Genomic DNA, 20,542 nt, shown 5'->3' with positions numbered 1-20,542 from the left:
CCTTGAAGGGTCGTTCGAGACCAGGACGTTGATAGGTCAGGTGTGTAAGCGCAGTAATGCGTTCAGCTAACTGATACTAATTGCCCGTAAGGCTTGATCCTATAACAAGTCTGCCTTGTGTCGATGATCGTTAGTGCTTCAGCACTTACGAGCATCCCACGCAGAGCGTCGAGCAGCGAAGCTGATCGATGCGGCGCGCCGGTTGAAGTACCGGTGACCTGCGTAGCAAGACGAGACATGTTGGATTCTCGTGTGTGATACACACAACTCAAAATTACTGCTTCTTCCAAGATTGGTTCTGTTGGCCACGCCAGCAGAACAACCCTCTTTGCCTGATGACCATAGCGAGTCGGTCCCACCCCTTCCCATCCCGAACAGGACCGTGAAACGACTCTACGCCGATGATAGTGCGGATTCCCGTGTGAAAGTAGGTAATCGTCAGGCTCCCTAAGCCAAGAACCCCCGCCCGACAAGGCGGGGGTTTTTGCATTTCGGCGGCGGAAATATGCGTGAAGTGGCGAAGCGGTACCGAGACCACATATGCCGGCTTCCAGCTGACGCAATCCATCACAAGTATCAAGTTCCCTCAATCGCTTCGATCTCCAGCGATTCAATCGAGTATTGATCCTATCTTCGATCAAGACCGCAATTTGCTCCCCGCAACGTCTCGACAAACGTGATGGCGCGACCCGCCTTCCGCTTCCTGGCGACCGCTACCTCGTCCCCTCCGTCTTCGGTCAGATCATCGAAAATCGCCGGGAAATGAACGCTTTATTCGGCGTGTCCACGTAAAATTTGCGAATCCCCATCCCCGCCTTCAAAACGATGAACGCCGCCACCCAGGTAGCCCGGGCCGTTTGCCCGCATGATTGTCCGGACACGTGCGCTATGCGGGTGACCGTCGAGAACGGCAAGGCAATCAAGGTCACGGGCGACCCCGACCATCCGCCGACTCAGGGCGTGTTGTGTACGAAAGTCAGCCGATACGCGGATCGCGTTCATCATCCCGATCGCCTCACGGTCCCGCTCAAGCGTGTCGGCGCCAAGGGGGAAGGGCGCTTCGTGCCGATCAGCTGGAGCGAGGCATTCGACGAGATCGGACACCGCCTCGGTGAAATCGCCGCGCGCGCGCCGGAAGCGATCGTGCCGTACAGCTATGCGGGAACGATGGGGCTCGTGCAAGGCGAGGGCATCGCCCAGCGCTTCTTCCACAAGCTCGGCGCCTCGCGGCTCGAGCGCACGATCTGCGCGGCGGCCGGCGCAGCGGGGCTGCGATACACGTACGGCGGCAGTGTCGGCATGCACCTCGAGTATTTCGAGGAAAGCGAGCTGATCCTGATATGGGGTGCGAATCCGATTGCATCGAGCCTGCACTTCTGGACTCGCGCGCAGGAAGCGAAGCGCCGTGGCGCACGTCTTGTCGCGATCGACCCGTATCGTTCGCTGACCGCGGAGAAATGCCATCAGCACATCGCACTGAAGCCCGGTACCGATGGCGCGTTTGCGCTCGGCATGATGTACGTGCTGATTACCGAAAACCTGCTCGATCACGATTACATCGCCGACCATACGCTCGGCTATGACGCGCTCAAGGCGCGCGCCCTGTCCTATCCGCCGGAACGCGTTGCGCAGATCTGCGGCATCGACGCGTCGGAACTGGTCGATCTTGCGCGTCGCTACGGCGCCACCCGTAAGGCATCGATCCGCCTCAACTACGGCATGCAGCGCGTTCGCGGCGGCGGCAATGCCGTGCGCGCGATCGCAAGCCTGCCGGCGCTGACCGGGGCGTGGCGCGATCGGGCGGGTGGCTTGCTGCTCTCGTCGTCGGAATCGGCGCCCATCAACCAGACGGCGCTGCTGCGCCCGGATCTGATGCCGGGTTGGCCGCACAAGCTGCCGCGCATCATCAACATGAACGCGATCGGCGATGCGCTGCTGCATCCGGGCGACGCGACGTTCGGGCCGAAAGTCGAAGCAGTGATCGTGTACAACTCGAATCCGGTGGCGGTCGCGCCGGACTCGTCGAAGGTCGCCGCGGGCTTTGCTCGCGACGATTTATTCACGGTCGTTCTCGAGCACTTCAAGACAGATACGGTCGATTTCGCCGACATTGTATTGCCGGCGACCACACAGCTCGAACATCTGGATGTCCATAAATCGTACGGCCATACCTACGTGATGGCGAACCTGCCGGCGATTCCGCCGGTGGGAGACGCGCGGCCGAACACGGAGATCTTTCGCGGGATCGCACGCAGCATGGGACTCGACGAGCCCGCGCTCCATCACAGCGACGAAGAGGTCGCGCGCGCGGCGCTTCGCTGGGACGATCCATCGCTCGACAGCGACTGGGACACGCTGAAGCGGGCCGGCTGGCTGAAGCTCAAGCTGCCGGAGGCGCCGTTCGCGAACGGCGGTTTCCGGACGCCTTCCGGCAAGTGCGAGTTCTACAGCCCGCGGCTCGAGCAGATGGGCATGGACCCCGTCCCCGACTACCTGCCGCCGTTCGAATCGGCCGAAGCCGCGCCCGAGCTCGCCGCACGTTATCCGCTGGCGATGATTTCGCCGCCCGCCCGCCACTTCCTGAACAGCACGTTCGTGAACGTCGATAGCCTGCGTTCGACGGAAGGCGAGCCGCATCTCGACATGCACCCGTCCGACGCCAGCGCGCGCGGCATCGCAGACGGCGACGTCGTCCGCATCTTCAACGACCGTGGATCGATGCAGGCGCTCGCGCGAGTGACCGATCGCGCGCGTGCCGGCCTCGTGGTCGGGCTGTCGATCTGGTGGAAGAAGCTGTCGCCGGACGGCAGGAACGCGAACGAGGTGACGAGCCAGGCACTGACCGACCTGGGCAATTCGGCGACGTTTTACGATTGTCTTGTGGAAGTTGAGCGGATTTGATCGAATATCGCCGTATGATCAGACGAAATTGATATGCCAGTTCGAAGTGGACATCTAACCCTGTTGTCTCGGGGCGGGGGAGCCGTTACGATGCGTTTTAGCACGACCATTCGAAAATCTGTGAGGAGACGCGCGGTATGGACAAAATTTGGCTGAAATCGTACCCACCCGGCGTTCCAGCCGAAATTGACTCCTCTCCTTATCCGTCCGTCCCGGACCTGCTCGACGAGAGCTTCCGGCAGTATCGCGACCGTACCGCGTTCGTCTGCATGGGCAAGGGCATCACGTACGGCGAACTCGACAAGCTGTCGCGCGAGTTCGGCGCGTGGCTGCAATCCCGCGGCCTGGCTCGCGGGGCGCGCGTCGCGATCATGATGCCGAACGTGCTGCAGTACCCGGTGACGATCGCCGCAGTTCTGCGCGCCGGCTATACCGTCGTCAACGTCAATCCGCTCTATACGCCGCGCGAGCTCGAACATCAGCTGAAGGACAGCGGTGCGGAGGCGATCGTCATCCTGGAGAATTTCGCGTCGACGCTGCAGGCCGTCATCGCCAACACCGCCGTCAAGCACGTGGTCGTCGCATCGATGGGCGACCTGCTGGGCATCAAGGGGTGGCTCGTCAATTACGTCGTGCGCAACGTGAAGAAGATGGTGCCTGCGTGGCAACTGCCGTCGTTCACGCGCTTCAAGGCCGCGCTGTCCGAGGGCGCGCGACAGGCGTTCAAGCCGCAGAAGATCGGCCCCGACGACGTCGCGTTCCTGCAGTACACGGGCGGGACGACCGGCGTTGCGAAGGGCGCGACGCTGCTGCACCGGAACATCGTGTCGAACGTGCTGCAGGCCGGCGCCTGGCATCAGCCGGCTCACGACAAGTATCCGGAGGTGAAACAGTTCGTGACGGTTGTCGCGCTGCCGCTGTATCACGTGTTCGCGCTGACCGTCTGCGGTTTCCTGACGATGCGCACGGGCGGCATGGGCGTCCTGATCCCGAACCCGCGCGATATCGCCGGCATGATCAAGGAGCTGAAGGGCTACCAGATCTCGACGATTCCGGCCGTCAACACGCTGTACAACGCGCTGCTGAACCATCCCGAATTCGGTCAGCTCGACCTGTCGAAGCTCGTGATCGCCAACGGCGGCGGCATGGCGATCCAGGAGGGCGTCGCGAAGCGCTGGTATGAAAAGACCCGTACCGCGATCATCGAAGGATACGGGTTGTCCGAAACGTCACCCGTGGCGACCTGCAACCCGGTGACGGCCACCGAATACAGCGGCACGATCGGCTTGCCGCTGCCGTCGACCGAAGTCGCGATCCGCGACGATGCCGGCAACGACGTCGCGCTCGGTGAGCCCGGCGAGATCTGCATCCGCGGGCCGCAGGTGATGGCCGGCTACTGGAACCGGCCGGACGAGACCGCGAAAGTCATGTTCGCGGACGGCTTCTTCAAGACGGGCGATGTCGGCGTGATGGATGCGCGCGGCTACGTGAAGATCGTCGACCGCAAGAAGGACATGATTCTGGTGTCGGGCTTCAACGTGTATCCGAACGAAGTCGAGGACGTGGTGGCGTCGCATCCGGGCGTGTTCGAGGTGGCGGCAGTCGGCGTGCCGGACGAGCATTCCGGCGAAGCCGTGAAGCTGTTCGTCGTGAAAAAGGACCCGGCGCTGACCGACAAGGACATCCTTGCCTACTGCAAGGAGCGGCTCACCGGGTACAAGCGGCCGAAGCTGGTCGAGTTCCGCACGGAATTGCCGAAGACCAACGTCGGCAAGATCCTGCGGCGCGAACTGCGCGACGGACGCGCGTAACGTCCGCAACGATACGGTTGAACGAAAAGCCCGGCCTGCGCCGGGTTTTTTGTTTGCGGCTGCGGATAGGTGACCGGAAGCACTGTTTCGTGCGGGAGGCGGCAAGCCTCGCGTTTTGACCTGACGGCCGGGGGCGGCGCACCGGGACGTGCGTCTACCGTCGCCCGCCGACCAGTCGATCTGCCAACTCGCCAACCCACCACCCGCCAACATCCCCGCCTCACCAGAAAAGAAAAAGGCGCCCGAAGGCGCCTTCAATATGCTGCGGCTTGTCAGACAAGCTGATTAGAACTTGTGACGGATACCGACGCGTGCCGCGACCTGGTTGCTGGAGCTCGACCCGGCCAGACCGTTGATCGCTGCCGTTGCCTTCAGGACGTTGCCGTTCGCATCGAGCACGTTGCCCGATGCGTGCTGGTACACGCCGATCACGTAGACGTCGGTGCGCTTCGACAGGAAGTAGTCGACGCCCAGCGAGCCCTGGTGGTACTTGGCTGCCGAGTTGCCGTCGATCTTGCTGCCTTGCGTGTAGTCGTACGCCGCGCCGAGGATCAACGCCGGGGTCAACTGGTACTTGAAGTTGACTTCGCCGTTGTTGAACGTCGCGGTCTGGTTCACGAACGGGCCTGCCGAGAAGCCCTTGAACTTCGTGTTCGAGTACGTCGCGCCGATCGTCGCTGCGCCGAACGTGTACGCGCCGCCTGCACCGATGACCTGGTACGTGTTCGCGTTGTTCGCGTACGCGCCGTAGATCGGCGACGAGACCGACGACGACGTCGAACCGTTGTTGAACATGCCGCCGAACTGGTTCGGCGTACGTGCGTTCAAGTAACCGACGCCGAGGACCAGCGGGCCGTTGTTGTAGCCTGCGCCGAGCGACCAGACCTGGTTCTTCGAGAACTGGCCTGCCTGGCCGCCGAAGCTGTACAGGCCGCCGAACGTGAGGCCGCCGTAGCTCTGGCTCGTGAACTTGACCGCGTTGTTCACGCGATACGCGTTGTTGAAGTTGTCGAGGTCGCCCGGGTGAGCGGCGATGTAGCCGCCCCACTGGTCGCCTGCCTCGAGCGGGCCGACGAAGTCGACGACGGAGTCGTACTGACGACCCAGCGTGACCGTACCGTACGGGCTCGACAGGCCGACGTAAGCCTGACGACCGAACATCAGGCCACCCTGACCGAGCCGGCCGCTGTTCACGTCGAAACCGTTTTCGAGGGTGAAGATCGCCTTCAGGCCGCCACCGAGGTCCTCGGTGCCGCGCAGGCCGAAGCGGCTGCCTTGCATCACGCCGCTGGCGAGGCCGTACAGGTGCTTGCCGCCTGCGTTGTTGTTGAAGATGAAGCCTTCATCGATGATGCCGTAAAGCGTCACGCTGCTTTGCGCTTGGGCAGCGCCAGCGAACGCGCCCAGCGCGACGAGCGCGAGAAGCGACTTTTTCATTAACGGATCTCCAAGAATCACTGAATTTTTTTGGCGGGGCAGATAGTTATGTTCTGTCGACGGGCCCCATCAACTTCGCAAGAAGTCGCACGTAATGTAGCAAAGCCGGTTTTTGCCACAAAGCGAAATGCTGCAGCTCAACGCCGCCATGTTTCCTTTATGCAACAATGGTTAAAATCACGGGTTAACCGCAATTTCCGCTGAATAATCAAGTCGGTTACGCAGCGCACTCGTGCCCTTGCCGCGCGCAGCGGCACCTGCAGCCAGGAGAACAGGATGGTGTTGGATGAACTGATCAGCGAATTCGATCGCGGCCTGCGATCGCTGACCGGCATTAGCCGGATGAGCCGGCCGGTGCCCGTGCCGGCCGATACGACGGACGTCGAACTGACGCCCGCCGAACGCACGCACGCGGCCGGGCTGATGCGTGTGAATCACGTCGGCGAGGTCTGTGCGCAGGCGCTCTACCAGGCGCAGAAGCTCACCGCGCGCACCGCGTCGGCGAAGGCGATGTTCGAGGAAGCCGCGCGCGAGGAGGAGGATCACCTCGCGTGGACCGCGCACCGCCTGAAGGAACTCGATTCGCGCCCGAGCCTGCTGAACCCGCTGTGGTATGCCGGCGCGCTCGCGATCGGCGTGGCGGCCGGCACGCTCGGCGACAAGGTCAGCCTCGGCTTCATGGCCGAGACCGAACGGCAGGTCGAGAGCCATCTCGAAGGTCACATGTCCGAGTTGCCGGCGACCGACACCGCGTCGCGCGCGATCGTCGACCAGATGCGGATCGACGAGGTGAAGCACGGCAAGGCCGCGACCGACGCCGGCGGGATCGAACTGCCGCTGCCCGCGCGGATGCTGATGCGTGCCGCGTCGAAAGTCATGACGAGCACTGCATACTATCTCTGAGATTTGCGCCGGGGTGGCGTGGGACGCCGCGCCGGTCCGCCATCCTCGATATCACCCGCTCACTCCTCGTTTTCCCGCCCCCGAAAGCCCCGTCCGCACGCCCGTCTGGCCCGTCTTTCTCACGTATCACCTTCACAAGTTGCACTAGCTCATTCATTTATAACGGTTTTTGGAATGAGGGGCCGCATGAGCATGTGCGCGTAAGTCCTTGTTCTAACTAACAAAATTCGTCAAAAAAGCGGGCCGCTCCCTTGACCGTGCCACACCCTTCCTCTAAAGTGGGAGACAGTGTGAGAAAGTGTATTTTTGTGTGATTTAGCAGGCTGTTCCGGCTAAATTCTCAGCATTGAGCGGGTGCTTCGGCGCCCTGAACGGGAGAGCGGAAAGTGTTCCAAGGGGCGTCGGCGCTGACGCTCGATGCGAAAGGGCGGATGTCGGTGCCGGCTCGCTATCGCGAAGCGCTGCAAGGACAGGCAGAAGGACGGGTGACTGTGACCAAGCACCCGGACGGCTGCCTGTTGCTGTTTCCGCGCCCCGAATGGGAAGTGTTCCGCGCCAAGATCGCCGCGCTGCCGATGGACGCGCACTGGTGGCGGCGAATTTTTCTCGGCAATGCGATGGATGTCGATCTCGACAGCGCGGGCCGGATTCTCGTATCGCCCGAGCTGCGCATGGCAGCCGGACTGGAAAAGGAAGTCATGTTGTTGGGAATGGGTAGTCACTTCGAGCTGTGGGATTCGCAGACCTACAACGCGAAGGAGCAGGCAGCGATGGCGCAGGGCATGCCCGACGCGCTGAAGAATTTCACGTTCTGATTGCGGTGACGGAGACGCCCGCGATGGGAAACGAATTGCAGCATCGGACCGTCCTGCTGGACGAAGCAGTCGAGTCGCTCGTCACGCGGCCGGACGGCGTGTATGTCGACGGCACGTTCGGGCGCGGCGGCCATAGCCGCGCGGTGCTCGCGCGGCTGGCGTCGGCCGGGCGGCTGATCGCGTTCGACAAGGATCCGAGGGCGATCGAGACGGCGCAGGGCATCGAGGATGCGCGCTTCTCGATCGTGCATGACAGCTTTGCATCGATGCGCGACGCGCTTGCGGCGCGCGGCGTCGAGAAGGTGTCGGGGGTGTTGCTGGACCTGGGCGTGTCCTCGCCGCAGGTGGACGATCCGGCGCGCGGCTTCAGTTTCCGCGCCGATGGTCCGCTGGACATGCGAATGGATCCGACGCGCGGCGAGTCGGCGGCCGAATGGCTCGCGCGGGCTTCGGTGCAGGAATTGACGGAGGTGATACGGGATTATGGGGAAGAACGGTTTGCTTTTCAGATTGCAAAGGCGCTTGTTGCTCGCCGGGCAGAGTCCGACCGTCTTGGGCCTCTCGACACCACGGGCGAGCTTGCCCAAATCGTGGGTCACGTCGTCAAAACCCGTGAGAAGGGCAAGGATCCGGCAACCCGCACCTTTCAGGCTATACGGATTCACGTCAATCAAGAGCTTGCGGACCTGCAAGTCGTACTAGACGCGGCACTGTCGTTGCTGGAGCAAGGGGGGCGGCTGGTGGTCATCAGCTTTCATTCACTCGAGGACCGGATCGTCAAGCGATTCATGCAGGCGCACGCGAGTGCGCCTGCGGTCGATCGTCGCCTGCCGATCCGCGCCGTCGACCTCCCGAGCCCGCCGCTCAAGATCATCAGCCGCCAGTTTCCGAGCGAAGCGGAAGTCGCCGCGAATCCGCGCGCCCGCTCGGCCGTGATGCGCATCGCGGAGCGCGTCACGCCATGAGCCGCCTCAACATCTTCCTGCTGATCATCGTGATGGGTTGCGCGCTGTCGGTCGTCAACTCGACGAACCAGCAGCGCCAGATCTTCATCCAGCTGCAGCGCGCGCAGTCGCAGGAGCGTCAGCTCCAGCAGGACTACGCGCAGCTTCAATATCAGCAGAGCGCGCTGTCGAAGACGTCGCGCATCGAGCAGCTCGCGAACGATTCGCTGAAAATGCAGCCGATCTCGACCGGCCGCACGCAATACCTGACGCTGCCGCCGGGCGCCGCGAAGGCGATCGACGCGCCGATCGCGGCATCGGCCGACACGGCCGGCAAGGGCAAGGGGGGCGCGCGATGAAGCCGTCCCCGAAGCGCCAGAACGTGAAGTTCTCGTCGAGCCCCGTGCTGGGCGTTCATTTGCCGATGTGGCGCTCGAAGCTCGTCGTGTTCCTGCTGTTCATGGCGTTCGTCGCGCTGACCGCGCGAGCGTTCTGGATCCAGGGGCCCGGCAACGCGTTCTATCAAAAGCAGGGCGAAAGCCGCTACCAGCGCACGCTCGAGCTGCCGGCCACGCGCGGCAAGATTCTCGACCGTAACGGGCTCGTGCTCGCGACGAGCTTGCCGGTGCGCGCGATCTGGGCGATTCCCGACGCGGTGCCGGACGATCTCGACGCGGACAAGGTCAACCAGCTCGGCAAGCTTCTCGGCATGACGTCGAAGGAACTGCGCGTGAAGCTGTCGGAAGACAAGGGTTTCGTCTACGTGAAGCGCCAGGTGCCGATCGACGTCGCCGACAAGGTCGCCGCGCTCGACATTCCCGGCATCTATCAGCGCAACGAATACAAGCGCTTCTATCCGGAAGGCGAGATCACCGCTCACCTGATCGGTTTCACGAACGTCGAGGACGAAGGGCAGGAAGGCGTCGAACTGGGCGACCAGAAGATGCTGTCCGGCACGTCGGGCATGCGTCGCGTGATCAAGGACCGGATGGGGCACATCATCGAGGATGTCGCCGAGCAGATTCCGCCGCACAACGGCACCGACGTCGACCTGTCGATCGACAGCAAGATCCAGTACATCGCGTACGCGAACCTGAAGGCCGCCGTCGAGAAGTTCAAGGCGAAGGCCGGCGCGGCGATGGTCGTCGACGTGCGTACCGGCGAAGTGCTCGCGCTCGTCAACTACCCGACGTACAACCCGAACGACCGCTCGCGCATGACGGGCGAGCAGTTGCGCAACCGGATCATGACCGACGTGTTCGAGCCGGGCTCGATCATGAAACCGTTCACCGTGTCGCTCGCGCTCGACCTGCACCGCGTGACGCCGAACACGCTCGTCGAGACGGGCAACGGGCATTTCGTGCTCGACGGTGCACCGATCACCGACGACGCGGGTTTCGGCACGCTGACGGTCGGCGGCGTGATCCAGAAGTCGAGCAACATCGGCGCGACGAAGATCGCGATGACAATGCGGCCCGAGGAAATGTGGAATATGTATACGAGCATCGGCCTCGGCCAGGCGCCGAAGGTCGGGTTCCCGGGCGCGGTGGCTGGCCGCCTGCGTCCGTGGAAGAGCTGGCGCCGCATCGAGCAGGCGACGATGTCGTACGGCTATGGCCTGTCGGTGTCGCTGTTCCAGCTCGCGCGGGCGTACACGGCGATCGCGCACGACGGCGAGCTGATGCCCGTGACCATTTTCAAGACCGACCCCAATCAGCCGATCGCGGGCACGCAGGTGTTCAACCCGACCACCGCGCGCGAAGTCCGCGCGATGCTCGAGACCGTGGTCGCGCCGGGCGGCACGTCGCCGGATGCGGCCGTGCCGGGCTATCGCGTCGGCGGCAAGAGCGGTACCGCATACAAGCACGAAGGTCACGGCTACACGCGCAAGTACCGCGCGTCGTTCGTCGGGATGGCGCCGATGCCGAATCCGCGCATCGTCGTCGCGGTGTCGGTCGACGAACCGACTGCCGGCAGCCACTTCGGCGGCCAGGTGTCCGGCCCCGTATTCTCGGCGATCGCCGGCGACACGATGCGTGCGCTGAACGTTCCGCCGAACATGCCGATCAAGCAGCTCGTCGTGTCCGACGATTCGCCGGAATCGCCTGCCGCAAAGGGCCCGCAAAAGCTGGGCGCGGGTAGCGGCGCGAAGCATATGATCGTATCCAGCACGACGCGTAATTCACCAGGAGTTGTTCGATGAGCGCCGCCCGCAGTTCCCATCCGGCGCATCAGCAGATCGCAGCCGCGCTTGCGTGGCTGCGTCAGCATGTGACCCCCGCGGCGCAACTGCATGCCGACACGCGCAGCCTCGAGGCTGGCGACGTGTTCGTCGCGTATGCGGTCGACGGGGCAGATAACCGCGCTTTCATGGCCGACGCCGTCGCGCGCGGTGCGGCCGCCGTGCTGTATCAGCCGGAAGGGCTGAGCGCGGCACCGGCCGCGCCGGCCGTACCCGTCGCGCTCGCGGTGCCGGCGCTCGACCAGCTCGCCGGCGAGATCGCCAGCGGCTGGTACGGCGATCCGAGCGACAGCCTGCTCGCGATCGGCGTCACCGGCACGAACGGCAAGACGTCGTGCACGCAATGGATCGCCACCGCGCTGACGGCGCTGCACCAGCCGTGCGCGGTGATCGGCACGCTCGGCACCGGGATGCCCGGCCAGCTCGTGCCGACCGGCTTCACGACGCCCGACGCGCCGCAGCTGCAGCGCAGCCTCGCACAATTGCGCGACGCGGGCGCGCAGGCCGTCGCGATGGAGGTGTCGTCGCACGCGCTGCATCAGGGGCGCGTGAACGGGACGGCGTTCGACATCGCGGTGTGGACGAACCTCACGCAGGATCACCTCGACTATCACGGCACGTTCGATGCGTACGAGGCCGCGAAGGCGAAGCTGTTCGCGTGGCGCGGCCTGCGCGCGGCGGTGATCAACCGCGACGACGCGGCTGGCCGTCGCCTGCTCGAAAAACTGGCCGGCCGCGTACGCACGATCGCGTACGGGATCGGCGACGCACCGTCACCCGATGCCGATCGCGAACTGGTCGCGCTCGACGTGCGCGCGACCGCGACCGGCACCGCATTCCGCCTGCGCTCGTCGTGGGGCGACGCGGACGTCGAGGTCGGCACGCTCGGCACGTTCAACGTCAGCAACCTGCTCGCGGTACTCGGCTCGCTGCTCGCGGCCGACGTGCCGTTCGACGCGGCCCTCGCCGAGATCGAGCGGCTCGAATCCGTCAACGGCCGGATGCAGCGGCTCGGCGGCCGGCTGCAGAACGACGAACCGCTCGTCGTGATCGACTACGCGCATACGCCCGACGCGCTCGACAAGACGCTCGACGCGCTGCGTCCGATCGCTGCGGCGCGCGGCGGCCGGCTCGTCTGCATGTTCGGCTGCGGCGGCGATCGCGATGCGACGAAGCGTCCGCTGATGGGCGCGATCGCGGAGCGGCTCGCCGACGAAGTCGTCGTCACGAGCGACAACCCGCGCAGCGAAGATCCGCAGCACATCATCGACCAGGTCGTCGCAGGCATGACCGCGCCCGATCGCGCGCGCCGTATCGAGGATCGCGCGAGCGCGATCCTGCAGGCCGTGCGCGGCGCCGCACGCGAGGACGTCGTCGTGCTGGCCGGCAAGGGCCACGAAGCCACGCAGGAAATCATGGGCAAGAAGCGCGCGTTCTCCGACCAGGATCACGCACGGCTCGCGCTCGCGGCGCGCGCGACGCACGGCAAGGGAGGCGGCGAATGACGATGCTCAGTCTCGGCGAAGCCGCCCGCCTGATTCCCGGCGCCACCGTCCACGGCGACGCGGGCGTCACGTTCGACCGCGTGTCGACCGATAGCCGCACGGTCGGCCCGGGCGACCTGTTCGTCGCGCTGAAGGGCGAGCGCTTCGACGCACACGACTTCCTCGGCGACGTCGCCGCGCGCGGCGCGGCCGCCGCGCTGGTCGCGCACGCGCCGGCGGGCGTCGCGATGCCGATGATCGAAGGCGGCGAAACGCGTGCCGCGCTCGGCGCGCTCGCGCACGGCTGGCGGATGCGATTCCCGCTGCCGGTCGTCGCGGTGACGGGCAGCAACGGCAAGACGACCGTCAAGGAAATGATCGCGTCGATCTTCGCGGCGGCGGTCGGCGCCGACGCGCGGCTCGCGACGGCCGGCAACCTGAACAACGATGTCGGCCTGCCGCTGACGCTGCTGCGCCTGTCGGCCGCGCATCGTCTCGCGGTGATCGAGATCGGCATGAACCACCCGGGCGAAACCGAAGTCCTCGCGCGCCTCACCGCGCCGACGGTCGCGCTCGTCAACAACGCGCAGCGCGAGCACCAGGAATTCATGGCGACGGTCGAAGCCGTCGCGCTCGAACACGCGGCCGTGATCCACGCGCTGCCGCCGGACGGCGTCGCGGTGTTCCCGGCCGACGATGCATATGCAGGCATCTGGCGCGTCGCGGCGACCGGCAACCGGATCCTCGATTTCGCGCTGCACGACGCTGAACGGCAGAACGACGCGCAGGTCGTCGGTCGTGTGCACGCGGGCGAACTCGCGATCGACACGCCGGTCGGCGTCGTCACGGTGCGGCTGCGTGCGCTCGGCGAGCACAACGCGCGTAACGCGCTGGCCGCGACGGCCGCGGCGCTCGGCGCCGGCGTCGCGCTGTCGGCGATCCGGCAGGGGCTTGAATCGTTCGAACCGGTCAAGGGCCGGCTGCAGGTGAAGCAGGCGAGCGTCGGCAGCCTCGCGGGCGCGACGGTCGTCGACGATACGTACAACGCGAACCCCGATTCGATGCGTGCCGCGATCGACGTGCTCGCCGCGCATCCGGCGCCGCGCGTGCTGGTGGTCGGCGACATGGGCGAAGTCGGCGACGAAGGGCCGGCATTCCATCGCGAGATCGGCGCGTATGCGCGCGAACGCGGGATCGACGCGCTGTTCGCGCTCGGCGACGCATCGCGCGACGCGTGCACGGCATACGGTGACACCGCACGTCATTTCGGCGACGTCGGCGCGCTCGTGTCGGCGCTGCTCGCGGCCGGTTACGGCGCGCAGGCGACGGTGCTCGTGAAAGGCTCGCGGTACATGAAGATGGAGCGCGTGGTCGACGCGCTGACGAACCAACCCGCGGCGGGCACCGTGCCCGCCGCACACTGAGTAGAAGGAAGGAAGCATGCTGCTGGCGCTGGCGCAATGGCTGCAAGGTGACGCAAGCTTTTTGCGCTTGTTCACGTACCTCACGTTCCGGGCGGTGATGGCCACCATCACCGCGCTCGGGATCGGGCTCGTGTGCGGACCGTGGGTGATCCGCAAGCTGACGCAAATGAAGGTCGGGCAGGCCGTGCGCAAGGACGGCCCGCAGACCCACCTCGTCAAGTCCGGCACGCCGACGATGGGCGGCGTGCTGATCCTGATCGGCATCGCGGTCGCGACGCTGCTGTGGGGCGACCTGACGAACCGGTTCATCTGGATCGTGATGCTCGTCACGTTCGGCTTCGGCGTGATCGGCTGGGTCGACGATTACCGCAAGGTCGTCCACAAGGACCCGCGCGGGATGTCGTCGCGCGAGAAGTATTTCTGGCAATCGGTGATCGGGCTGTTCGCGGCCGTCTATCTCGCATTCAGCGTGTCCGAGGCGAACAACGTGCGCGTGTTCGACCTGTTCATGGCGTGGGTGCGGAGCGGCCTGTCGATGGGGCTGCCGGCGCGCGCCGACCTGATGCTGCCGTTCCTGAAGTCGATCAGCTACCCGCTCGGCGTGTGGGGCTTCATCGTGCTGACCTACTTCGTGATCGTCGGCGCGAGCAACGCGGTGAACCTGACCGACGGCCTCGACGGTCTCGTGATCATGCCGGTCGTGCTGGTCGGCGCGTCGCTCGGTGTGTTCGCGTACGTGATGGGCAGCGCGGTCTATTCAAAATACCTGCTGTTCCCGCATATCCCGGGCGCGGGCGAATTGCTGATCTTCTGTTCCGCGATGGGCGGGGCCGGGCTCGCGTTCCTCTGGTACAACACGCACCCCGCGCAGGTATTCATGGGCGACGTCGGCGCGCTGGCGCTGGGCGGCGCGCTCGGCACGGTCGCGGTGATCGTGCGCCAGGAAATCGTGCTGTTCATCATGGGCGGCATCTTCGTCGCGGAAACGCTGTCGGTGATGCTGCAGGTGTCGTGGTTCAAGTACACGAAGAAGCGTTACGGCGAAGGGCGGCGCCTGCTGAAGATGGCGCCGCTGCATCACCATTTCGAATTGTCCGGCTGGAAGGAAACGCAGGTGGTCGTGCGTTTCTGGATCATCACGCTGATGCTGTGCCTGTTCGGTCTGACCACCCTCAAGCTGCGGTAAAGGAAAGGTAACAAGGATGTCTGGCGAGATGTTTGGAGATCGGCAACGGCCGATGGTGCTCGTACTGGGGCTCGGGGAATCGGGTCTCGCGATCGCGCGATGGTGCGCGAGGCACGGGTGCCGGCTGCGTATTGCCGATACCCGCGAGGCGCCGCCGAACCTTGCCGCGCTGCAGGCCGAAGGCATCGATGCGGAATTCGTCGGCGGGGCGTTTACGCCCGCGCTGCTCGACGGCGGCGTCGAGATCGTCGGGCTGAGCCCGGGGCTGTCGCCGCTGGAGCCGGCGCTCGCGGCGCTGGTCGCGGCCGCGAACGAGCGCGGTATCGCGGTGTGGGGCGAGCTGGAATTCTTCGCGCAGGCGCTGCGCGCGCTCGGCACGAGCGGCTACCAGCCGAAGGTGCTCGCGATTACCGGCACCAACGGCAAGACCACGACGACGAGCCTCACGGGCCTGCTGTGCCAGCGTTCGGGCAAGAAGGTCGCGGTCGCGGGCAACATCAGCCCGGCGATGCTCGACCGGCTCGCGAGCGCGATCGACGAAACCGCGCTGCCCGATGTATGGGTGCTCGAGTTGTCGAGCTTCCAGCTCGAGACCGCGCGCACGTTTGCGCCCGATGCGGCCGCGATCCTCAACATCACGCAGGACCACCTCGACTGGCACGGCAGCTTCGACGCGTACGCGCAGGCAAAGGGCCGGATCTTCGGCGCGACGACGACGCGCGTGCTGAACCGCGACGACGCGGCCGTGATGAAATTCGCGCCGGCAGCCGGCGCGGCCGACGCGCCGCGCACGGTCACGTTCGGCCTGAACGAACCGACGCAGGACGGCGACTACGGGCTGTCGCGCGACAACGGCATCGCATGGCTGGTGGAGGCCGTCGATCGCGACGCGCCGGATGAAGCGACGGCGACCCGCCGGCGCAAGCGCGACGCGCATACACCCGACATCGCGCAGAAGCGCCTGATGCCTGCCGACGCGCTGCGCATCCGTGGGCTGCACAACGCGGCGAACGCGCTGGCCGCGTTCGCGCTCGCACGGGCGATCGACTTGGCCGCAGCGCCGCTGCTGCACGCGCTGCGCGAATACCGCGGCGAAGCGCATCGCGTCGAAGTGATCGCGACGATCGACGATGTGGATTACGTCGACGACAGCAAGGGCACGAACGTCGGCGCGACGGTGGCCGCACTCGACGGGCTCGCGCAGAAGATCGTGCTGATCGCGGGCGGCGACGGCAAGGGGCAGGATTTCGCGCCGCTGGTCGCGCCGGTCGCGCGCTGGTGCCGCGCGGTGATGCTGATCGGCCGCGACGCGCCGGCGATCCGCGACACGCTCGCCGAAACGGGCGTGCCGCTCGCCGACCACCCGACGCTCGAAGGCGCGGTGCATGCGGCGGCCGAGCTGGCCGAACCGGGCGATGCGGTGCTGCTGTCGCCCGCGTGCGCGAGCCTCGACATGTTCAGGAACTACGCCCATCGCGCGGAAGTGTTCCGCGCGGCGGTGGATGAAGTCGCCATCGACAAAGGAGCGACGTCATGAGCTGGTCCGATCGCCTCGTCTCCCGTTTCAACGACCGGCGCGACACCGGCGGCAATGCCGCGGGCGGCCGCGTCGCATCGGCCACGCGCGCCGCGACGGGCGGCCTCGCGAGCGTCGTCAACGGCGTGCGTCCGAGCCGTTCGCGGATGCTCGATTTCGACTATTCGCTGCTGTGGGTCGCGATCGCGCTGCTCGGGCTCGGTGTCGTGATGGTGTATTCGGCGTCGATCGCGATGCCCGATTCGCCGAAATACGCGTCGTATCACGATTACGCGTTCCTGATGCGCCACTGCGTGTCGCTCACCGTCGCGTTCATCGCGGCGGTGATCGCGTTCCGCGTGCCGGTGTCGACCTGGGATAAATACGCGCCGCATCTGTTCCTGATCGCGCTCGTCGGCCTCGTGATCGTGCTGATCCCGCACGTCGGCAAGGGCGTGAACGGGGCGCGCCGCTGGATTCCGCTCGGCATCACCAACATGCAGCCGTCGGAAATCATGAAGCTCGCGGTGACGATCTACGCGGCGAACTACACGGTGCGCAAGCAGGAATACATGCAGAGCTTCGCGAAGGGCTTCCTGCCGATGGCGTTCGCGGTCGGCCTGGTCGGCGCGCTGCTGCTGCTCGAGCCCGACATGGGCGCGTTCATGGTGGTCGCCGCGATCGCGATGGGCGTGCTGTTCCTCGGCGGCGTGAACGGCAAGCTGTTCGGCGGCCTCGTCGCGACGGCGGTCGGCACGTTCACGATGCTCGTGTGGCTGTCGCCGTGGCGTCGCGAGCGGATCTTCGCGTATCTCGATCCGTGGGACGAGCGCTACGCGCAGGGCAAGGCTTACCAGCTCACGCACTCGCTGATCGCGTTCGGCCGCGGCGAGTGGTTCGGCGTCGGCCTCGGCGGCAGCGTCGAGAAGCTGAACTACCTGCCGGAAGCGCACACCGACTTCATCCTCGCGGTGATCGGCGAGGAACTCGGCTTCGTCGGCGTGCTGGTCGTGATCCTGCTGTTCTACTGGATCGTGCGCCGCGCGTTCGAGATCGGCCGCCAGGCGCTCGCGCTCGATCGCACGTTCGCGGGCCTGATGGCCAAGGGCATCGGCATCTGGTTCGGCGCGCAGACGTTCATCAACATGGGCGTGAACCTCGGACTGCTGCCGACCAAGGGGCTGACGTTGCCGCTCGTGAGCTACGGTGGTTCGGGCATCTTGCTGAACTGCGTCGCGCTCGCGGTGTTGCTGCGGGTGGACTACGAGAACCGGGTGCTGATGCGCGGAGGGAAGGTATGACCGCGTCGCAACGCACGCTGATGGTGATGGCAGGCGGCACCGGGGGCCACGTGTTCCCGGGGCTCGCGGTCGCGCACCGGATGGAAGCGGCGGGCTGGCGCGTCGTATGGCTCGGCAATCCGGCCGGGATGGAAGCGACGCTCGTGCCGAAGCACGGCATTCCGATGGAGTACGTGCGGTTCGGCGGGCTGCGCGGCAAGGGCCTGAAGACCAAGCTGACGCTGCCGCTCAACCTGCTGCGCGCATGCTGGCAGAGCCTCGGCGCGCTGCGCCGCGTGCGGCCGGACGTCGTGCTCGGGATGGGCGGCTACATCACGTTCCCGGCGGGCGTGATGACCGCGCTGTCGGGGCGTCCGCTCGTGCTGCATGAACAGAATTCGATCGCGGGCCTGACGAACAAGGTGCTCGCGAAACTCGCGAAGCGCGTGCTCGTCGCGTTCCCCGGCGCGCTGCCGCACGCGGAATGGACGGGTAACCCGATTCGCGCGGAACTTGCGCACACGGAACCGCCCCAAGCACGCTATGCGTCGCGCAGCGGCCCGCTGAACGTGCTGGTCGTCGGCGGCAGCCTCGGGGCGGCCGCGCTGAACGAAGTCGTGCCGCGCGCGCTGGCGCTGCTGGCGCCGGGCGAGCGCCCGCGCGTCGTGCACCAGGCCGGCGTGAAGCATATCGAAGCATTGAAGGCGAATTATGAAGCGGCCGGTTTCGCGGCCGGCGAAGACGTGCGGCTCGTGCCGTTCATCGACGACATGGCGGCCGCGTATGCGGCAGCGGATCTGGTGATCTGCCGGTCGGGCGCGATGACGGTGTCGGAGATCGCGGCGGTGGGCGTGGCGGCGCTGTTCGTGCCGTTCCCGTACGCGGTCGACGATCACCAGACGACCAACGCCGCGTTCCTCGCCGATGCGGGCGCGGCCGTGCTGGTGCAACAACGCGACCTGTCGGCGGAACTGCTCGCCGACTGGCTGCGCAGCCAGTCGCGGGCATCGCTCGCGGAGATGGCGGAACGTTCGCGCTCGCTCGCGAAGCCCGAGGCCACCGATGAAGTCGCGCGCGTGTGCGCGAAGGCGGCCGGCGCGAACCTGGAACAACTTAAATGAAACAACCCCCACGCTCACTTCGTTCGCTGCCCCCCGAGGGGGCGGTCAGCCTCCTTGGGGCGGCCCGGCGGAGGCTGACATGAAACACATCGTCAAACACATTCATTTCGTCGGGATCGGCGGCGCGGGCATGAGCGGCATCGCCGAAGTGCTCGTCAACCTCGGCTACGAGGTCAGCGGGTCCGACCTGTCGCGCAATGCGGTGACCGATCGCCTCGAGGCGCTGGGCGCACGGGTCGCGATCGGCCACGACGCGGCGAACATCGAGGGCGCGAACGCGGTTGTCGTGTCGACGGCCGTGCGCTCGGACAACCCGGAAGTGCTGGCCGCGCGCCACCAGGGCGTGCCGATCGTGCAGCGCGCGGTGATGCTGGCGGAGCTGATGCGCCTGAAGCAGGGCATCGCGATCGCCGGCACGCACGGCAAGACCACGACGACGAGCCTCGTCGCGAGCGTGCTCGCGGCCGGTGGGCTCGATCCGACCTTCGTGATCGGCGGCCGGCTGATCAGCGCCGGCGCGAACGCGCGGCTCGGCACGGGCGATTTCATCGTCGCCGAGGCAGACGAGTCGGACGCGTCGTTCCTGAACCTGTATCCGGTGATCGAAGTCATCACGAACATCGACGCCGACCACATGGACACCTACGGCCACGATTTCGCGCGGCTCAAGCAGGCGTTCATCGAATTCACGCAGCGCCTGCCGTTCTACGGCAGCGCGGTCGTGTGCGTCGACGATCCGAACGTGCGGCAGATCATCCCGTTCATCTCGAAGCCGGTCGTGCGCTACGGCCTGTCGCCGGATGCGCAGGTGCGCGCGGAAGACATCGACGCGCGCGACGGCCGCATGCATTTCACGGTGATCCGCGAAGGGCGCGCACCGCTCGCGGTGGTGCTGAACATGCCGGGCCTGCACAACGTGCAGAACGCGCTTGCGGCGATCGCGATCGCGACCGATCTCGGCGTGTCGGACGACGCGATCCAGCTGGCGCTGGCGGAATTCAACGGCGTCGGCCGGCGCTTCCAGCGTTACGGCGAGGTGCCGAGCGCGGACGGCGGCCAGTACACGCTGATTGACGATTACGGTCACCACCCGGTCGAGATGGCGGCGACGATCGCGGCCGCGCGCGGCGCATTCCCGGGCCGCCGCCTCGTGCTGGCGTTCCAGCCGCACCGCTACACGCGCACGCGCGACTGCTTCGACGATTTCGTCAACGTGCTGTCGACGGTCGATGCGCTGGTGCTGACGGAAGTCTACGCGGCCGGCGAGGCCGCGATCCCGACCGCCAGCGGCGACGCGCTGTCGCGTGCGCTGCGCGCGGTGGGCAAGGTCGACCCGGTGTTCGTCGCGACGGTCGACGACGTGCCGGACGCATTGGCGAAGGTCGCGCAGAACGGCGACGTGGTGATCACGATGGGTGCGGGTTCGATCGGCGGCGTGCCGGCGAAGGTCGCGCAGAACACGCAACAGAAGGGATGAC

At 66.0% G+C, this 20,542-nt stretch carries 15 protein-coding genes and 2 rRNA genes; 16 read left to right on the top strand and 1 reads right to left on the bottom strand.

Annotated features, from left to right (window positions below):
* The 4 genes from HWX14_RS08695 to HWX14_RS08680 form a co-directional block, all read left to right on the top strand.
* Positions 1-101, top strand: a 23S ribosomal RNA gene (locus HWX14_RS08695); the annotation flags it as partial.
* Positions 102-331: 230 nt separating this feature from the next.
* Positions 332-444 (top strand): 5S ribosomal RNA (gene rrf, locus HWX14_RS08690).
* A gap of 381 nt (positions 445-825) precedes the next feature.
* Positions 826-2,901, top strand: a complete 2,076-nt coding sequence (locus HWX14_RS08685; RefSeq protein ID WP_175882322.1) for a molybdopterin oxidoreductase family protein — start codon at positions 826-828, stop codon at positions 2,899-2,901.
* A gap of 137 nt (positions 2,902-3,038) precedes the next feature.
* Positions 3,039-4,712 carry a long-chain fatty acid--CoA ligase gene (locus HWX14_RS08680; protein ID WP_175882321.1) on the top strand — a complete coding sequence of 558 codons (1,674 nt, stop codon included), beginning with the start codon at positions 3,039-3,041 and terminating at the stop codon, positions 4,710-4,712.
* Between the two features lie 285 nt (positions 4,713-4,997).
* Here the strand turns inward: HWX14_RS08680 and HWX14_RS08675 are convergent, their stop codons facing one another.
* Positions 4,998-6,149 carry a porin gene (locus HWX14_RS08675; RefSeq protein WP_175882320.1) on the bottom strand — a complete coding sequence of 384 codons (1,152 nt, stop codon included), beginning with the start codon at positions 6,147-6,149 and terminating at the stop codon, positions 4,998-5,000.
* A 276-nt stretch (positions 6,150-6,425) separates the two neighbouring features.
* Here HWX14_RS08675 and coq7 point away from each other — a divergent pair, with 276 nt between their 5' ends.
* The 12 genes from coq7 to murC all read left to right on the top strand — a co-directional run bounded on the left by coq7 (position 6,426) and on the right by murC (position 20,541).
* The gene (coq7, locus tag HWX14_RS08670) at positions 6,426-7,052 is read left to right on the top strand and encodes a 2-polyprenyl-3-methyl-6-methoxy-1,4-benzoquinone monooxygenase (protein WP_175882319.1); all 627 of its coding nucleotides are present in this window, start codon (positions 6,426-6,428) and stop codon (positions 7,050-7,052) included.
* A gap of 386 nt (positions 7,053-7,438) precedes the next feature.
* Complete coding sequence (gene mraZ / locus HWX14_RS08665) at positions 7,439-7,867, top strand: division/cell wall cluster transcriptional repressor MraZ (protein WP_006487094.1); 429 nt, start codon at positions 7,439-7,441, stop codon at positions 7,865-7,867.
* Between the two features lie 23 nt (positions 7,868-7,890).
* Complete coding sequence (gene rsmH, locus HWX14_RS08660; protein ID WP_175882318.1) at positions 7,891-8,832, top strand: 16S rRNA (cytosine(1402)-N(4))-methyltransferase RsmH; 942 nt, start codon at positions 7,891-7,893, stop codon at positions 8,830-8,832.
* The gene (gene ftsL / locus HWX14_RS08655; RefSeq protein WP_089434496.1) at positions 8,829-9,170 is read left to right on the top strand and encodes a cell division protein FtsL; all 342 of its coding nucleotides are present in this window, start codon (positions 8,829-8,831) and stop codon (positions 9,168-9,170) included. Before rsmH ends, ftsL begins: the two co-directional genes overlap by 4 nt.
* Complete coding sequence (locus tag HWX14_RS08650; protein WP_175882317.1) at positions 9,167-11,014, top strand: penicillin-binding protein 2; 1,848 nt, start codon at positions 9,167-9,169, stop codon at positions 11,012-11,014. The genes ftsL and HWX14_RS08650 overlap by 4 nt, the downstream gene beginning before the upstream one ends.
* A complete protein-coding gene (locus tag HWX14_RS08645) occupies positions 11,011-12,558 on the top strand; it encodes a UDP-N-acetylmuramoyl-L-alanyl-D-glutamate--2,6-diaminopimelate ligase (protein WP_175882316.1) in 1,548 nt (515 codons plus the stop codon). Before HWX14_RS08650 ends, HWX14_RS08645 begins: the two co-directional genes overlap by 4 nt.
* Positions 12,555-13,961 carry a UDP-N-acetylmuramoyl-tripeptide--D-alanyl-D-alanine ligase gene (gene murF / locus HWX14_RS08640; protein ID WP_175882315.1) on the top strand — a complete coding sequence of 469 codons (1,407 nt, stop codon included), beginning with the start codon at positions 12,555-12,557 and terminating at the stop codon, positions 13,959-13,961. Before HWX14_RS08645 ends, murF begins: the two co-directional genes overlap by 4 nt.
* A gap of 16 nt (positions 13,962-13,977) precedes the next feature.
* Positions 13,978-15,147 (top strand): phospho-N-acetylmuramoyl-pentapeptide-transferase, encoded by a 1,170-nt coding sequence (gene mraY, locus HWX14_RS08635; protein ID WP_006477019.1) that lies wholly within the window; start codon positions 13,978-13,980, stop codon positions 15,145-15,147.
* Positions 15,148-15,175: 28 nt separating this feature from the next.
* Positions 15,176-16,684 carry a UDP-N-acetylmuramoyl-L-alanine--D-glutamate ligase gene (gene murD / locus HWX14_RS08630; RefSeq protein WP_175882314.1) on the top strand — a complete coding sequence of 503 codons (1,509 nt, stop codon included), beginning with the start codon at positions 15,176-15,178 and terminating at the stop codon, positions 16,682-16,684.
* Complete coding sequence (gene ftsW / locus HWX14_RS08625; protein WP_174386157.1) at positions 16,681-17,964, top strand: putative lipid II flippase FtsW; 1,284 nt, start codon at positions 16,681-16,683, stop codon at positions 17,962-17,964. The genes murD and ftsW overlap by 4 nt, the downstream gene beginning before the upstream one ends.
* The gene (gene murG / locus HWX14_RS08620; RefSeq protein ID WP_175882313.1) at positions 17,961-19,064 is read left to right on the top strand and encodes an undecaprenyldiphospho-muramoylpentapeptide beta-N-acetylglucosaminyltransferase; all 1,104 of its coding nucleotides are present in this window, start codon (positions 17,961-17,963) and stop codon (positions 19,062-19,064) included. The genes ftsW and murG overlap by 4 nt, the downstream gene beginning before the upstream one ends.
* 79 nt (positions 19,065-19,143) lie before the next feature.
* Complete coding sequence (murC, locus tag HWX14_RS08615; RefSeq protein WP_175882312.1) at positions 19,144-20,541, top strand: UDP-N-acetylmuramate--L-alanine ligase; 1,398 nt, start codon at positions 19,144-19,146, stop codon at positions 20,539-20,541.
* Position 20,542: the final 1 nt, after the last annotated feature.

Origin of the sequence: Burkholderia sp. BCC0044 (genome assembly GCF_902832955.1) — a bacterium.
In the GTDB taxonomy this organism is placed as follows: domain Bacteria; phylum Pseudomonadota; class Gammaproteobacteria; order Burkholderiales; family Burkholderiaceae; genus Burkholderia.
Note: the sequence above shows the minus strand (reverse complement) of the source record. Positions and strands in the feature narration are given on the sequence as shown.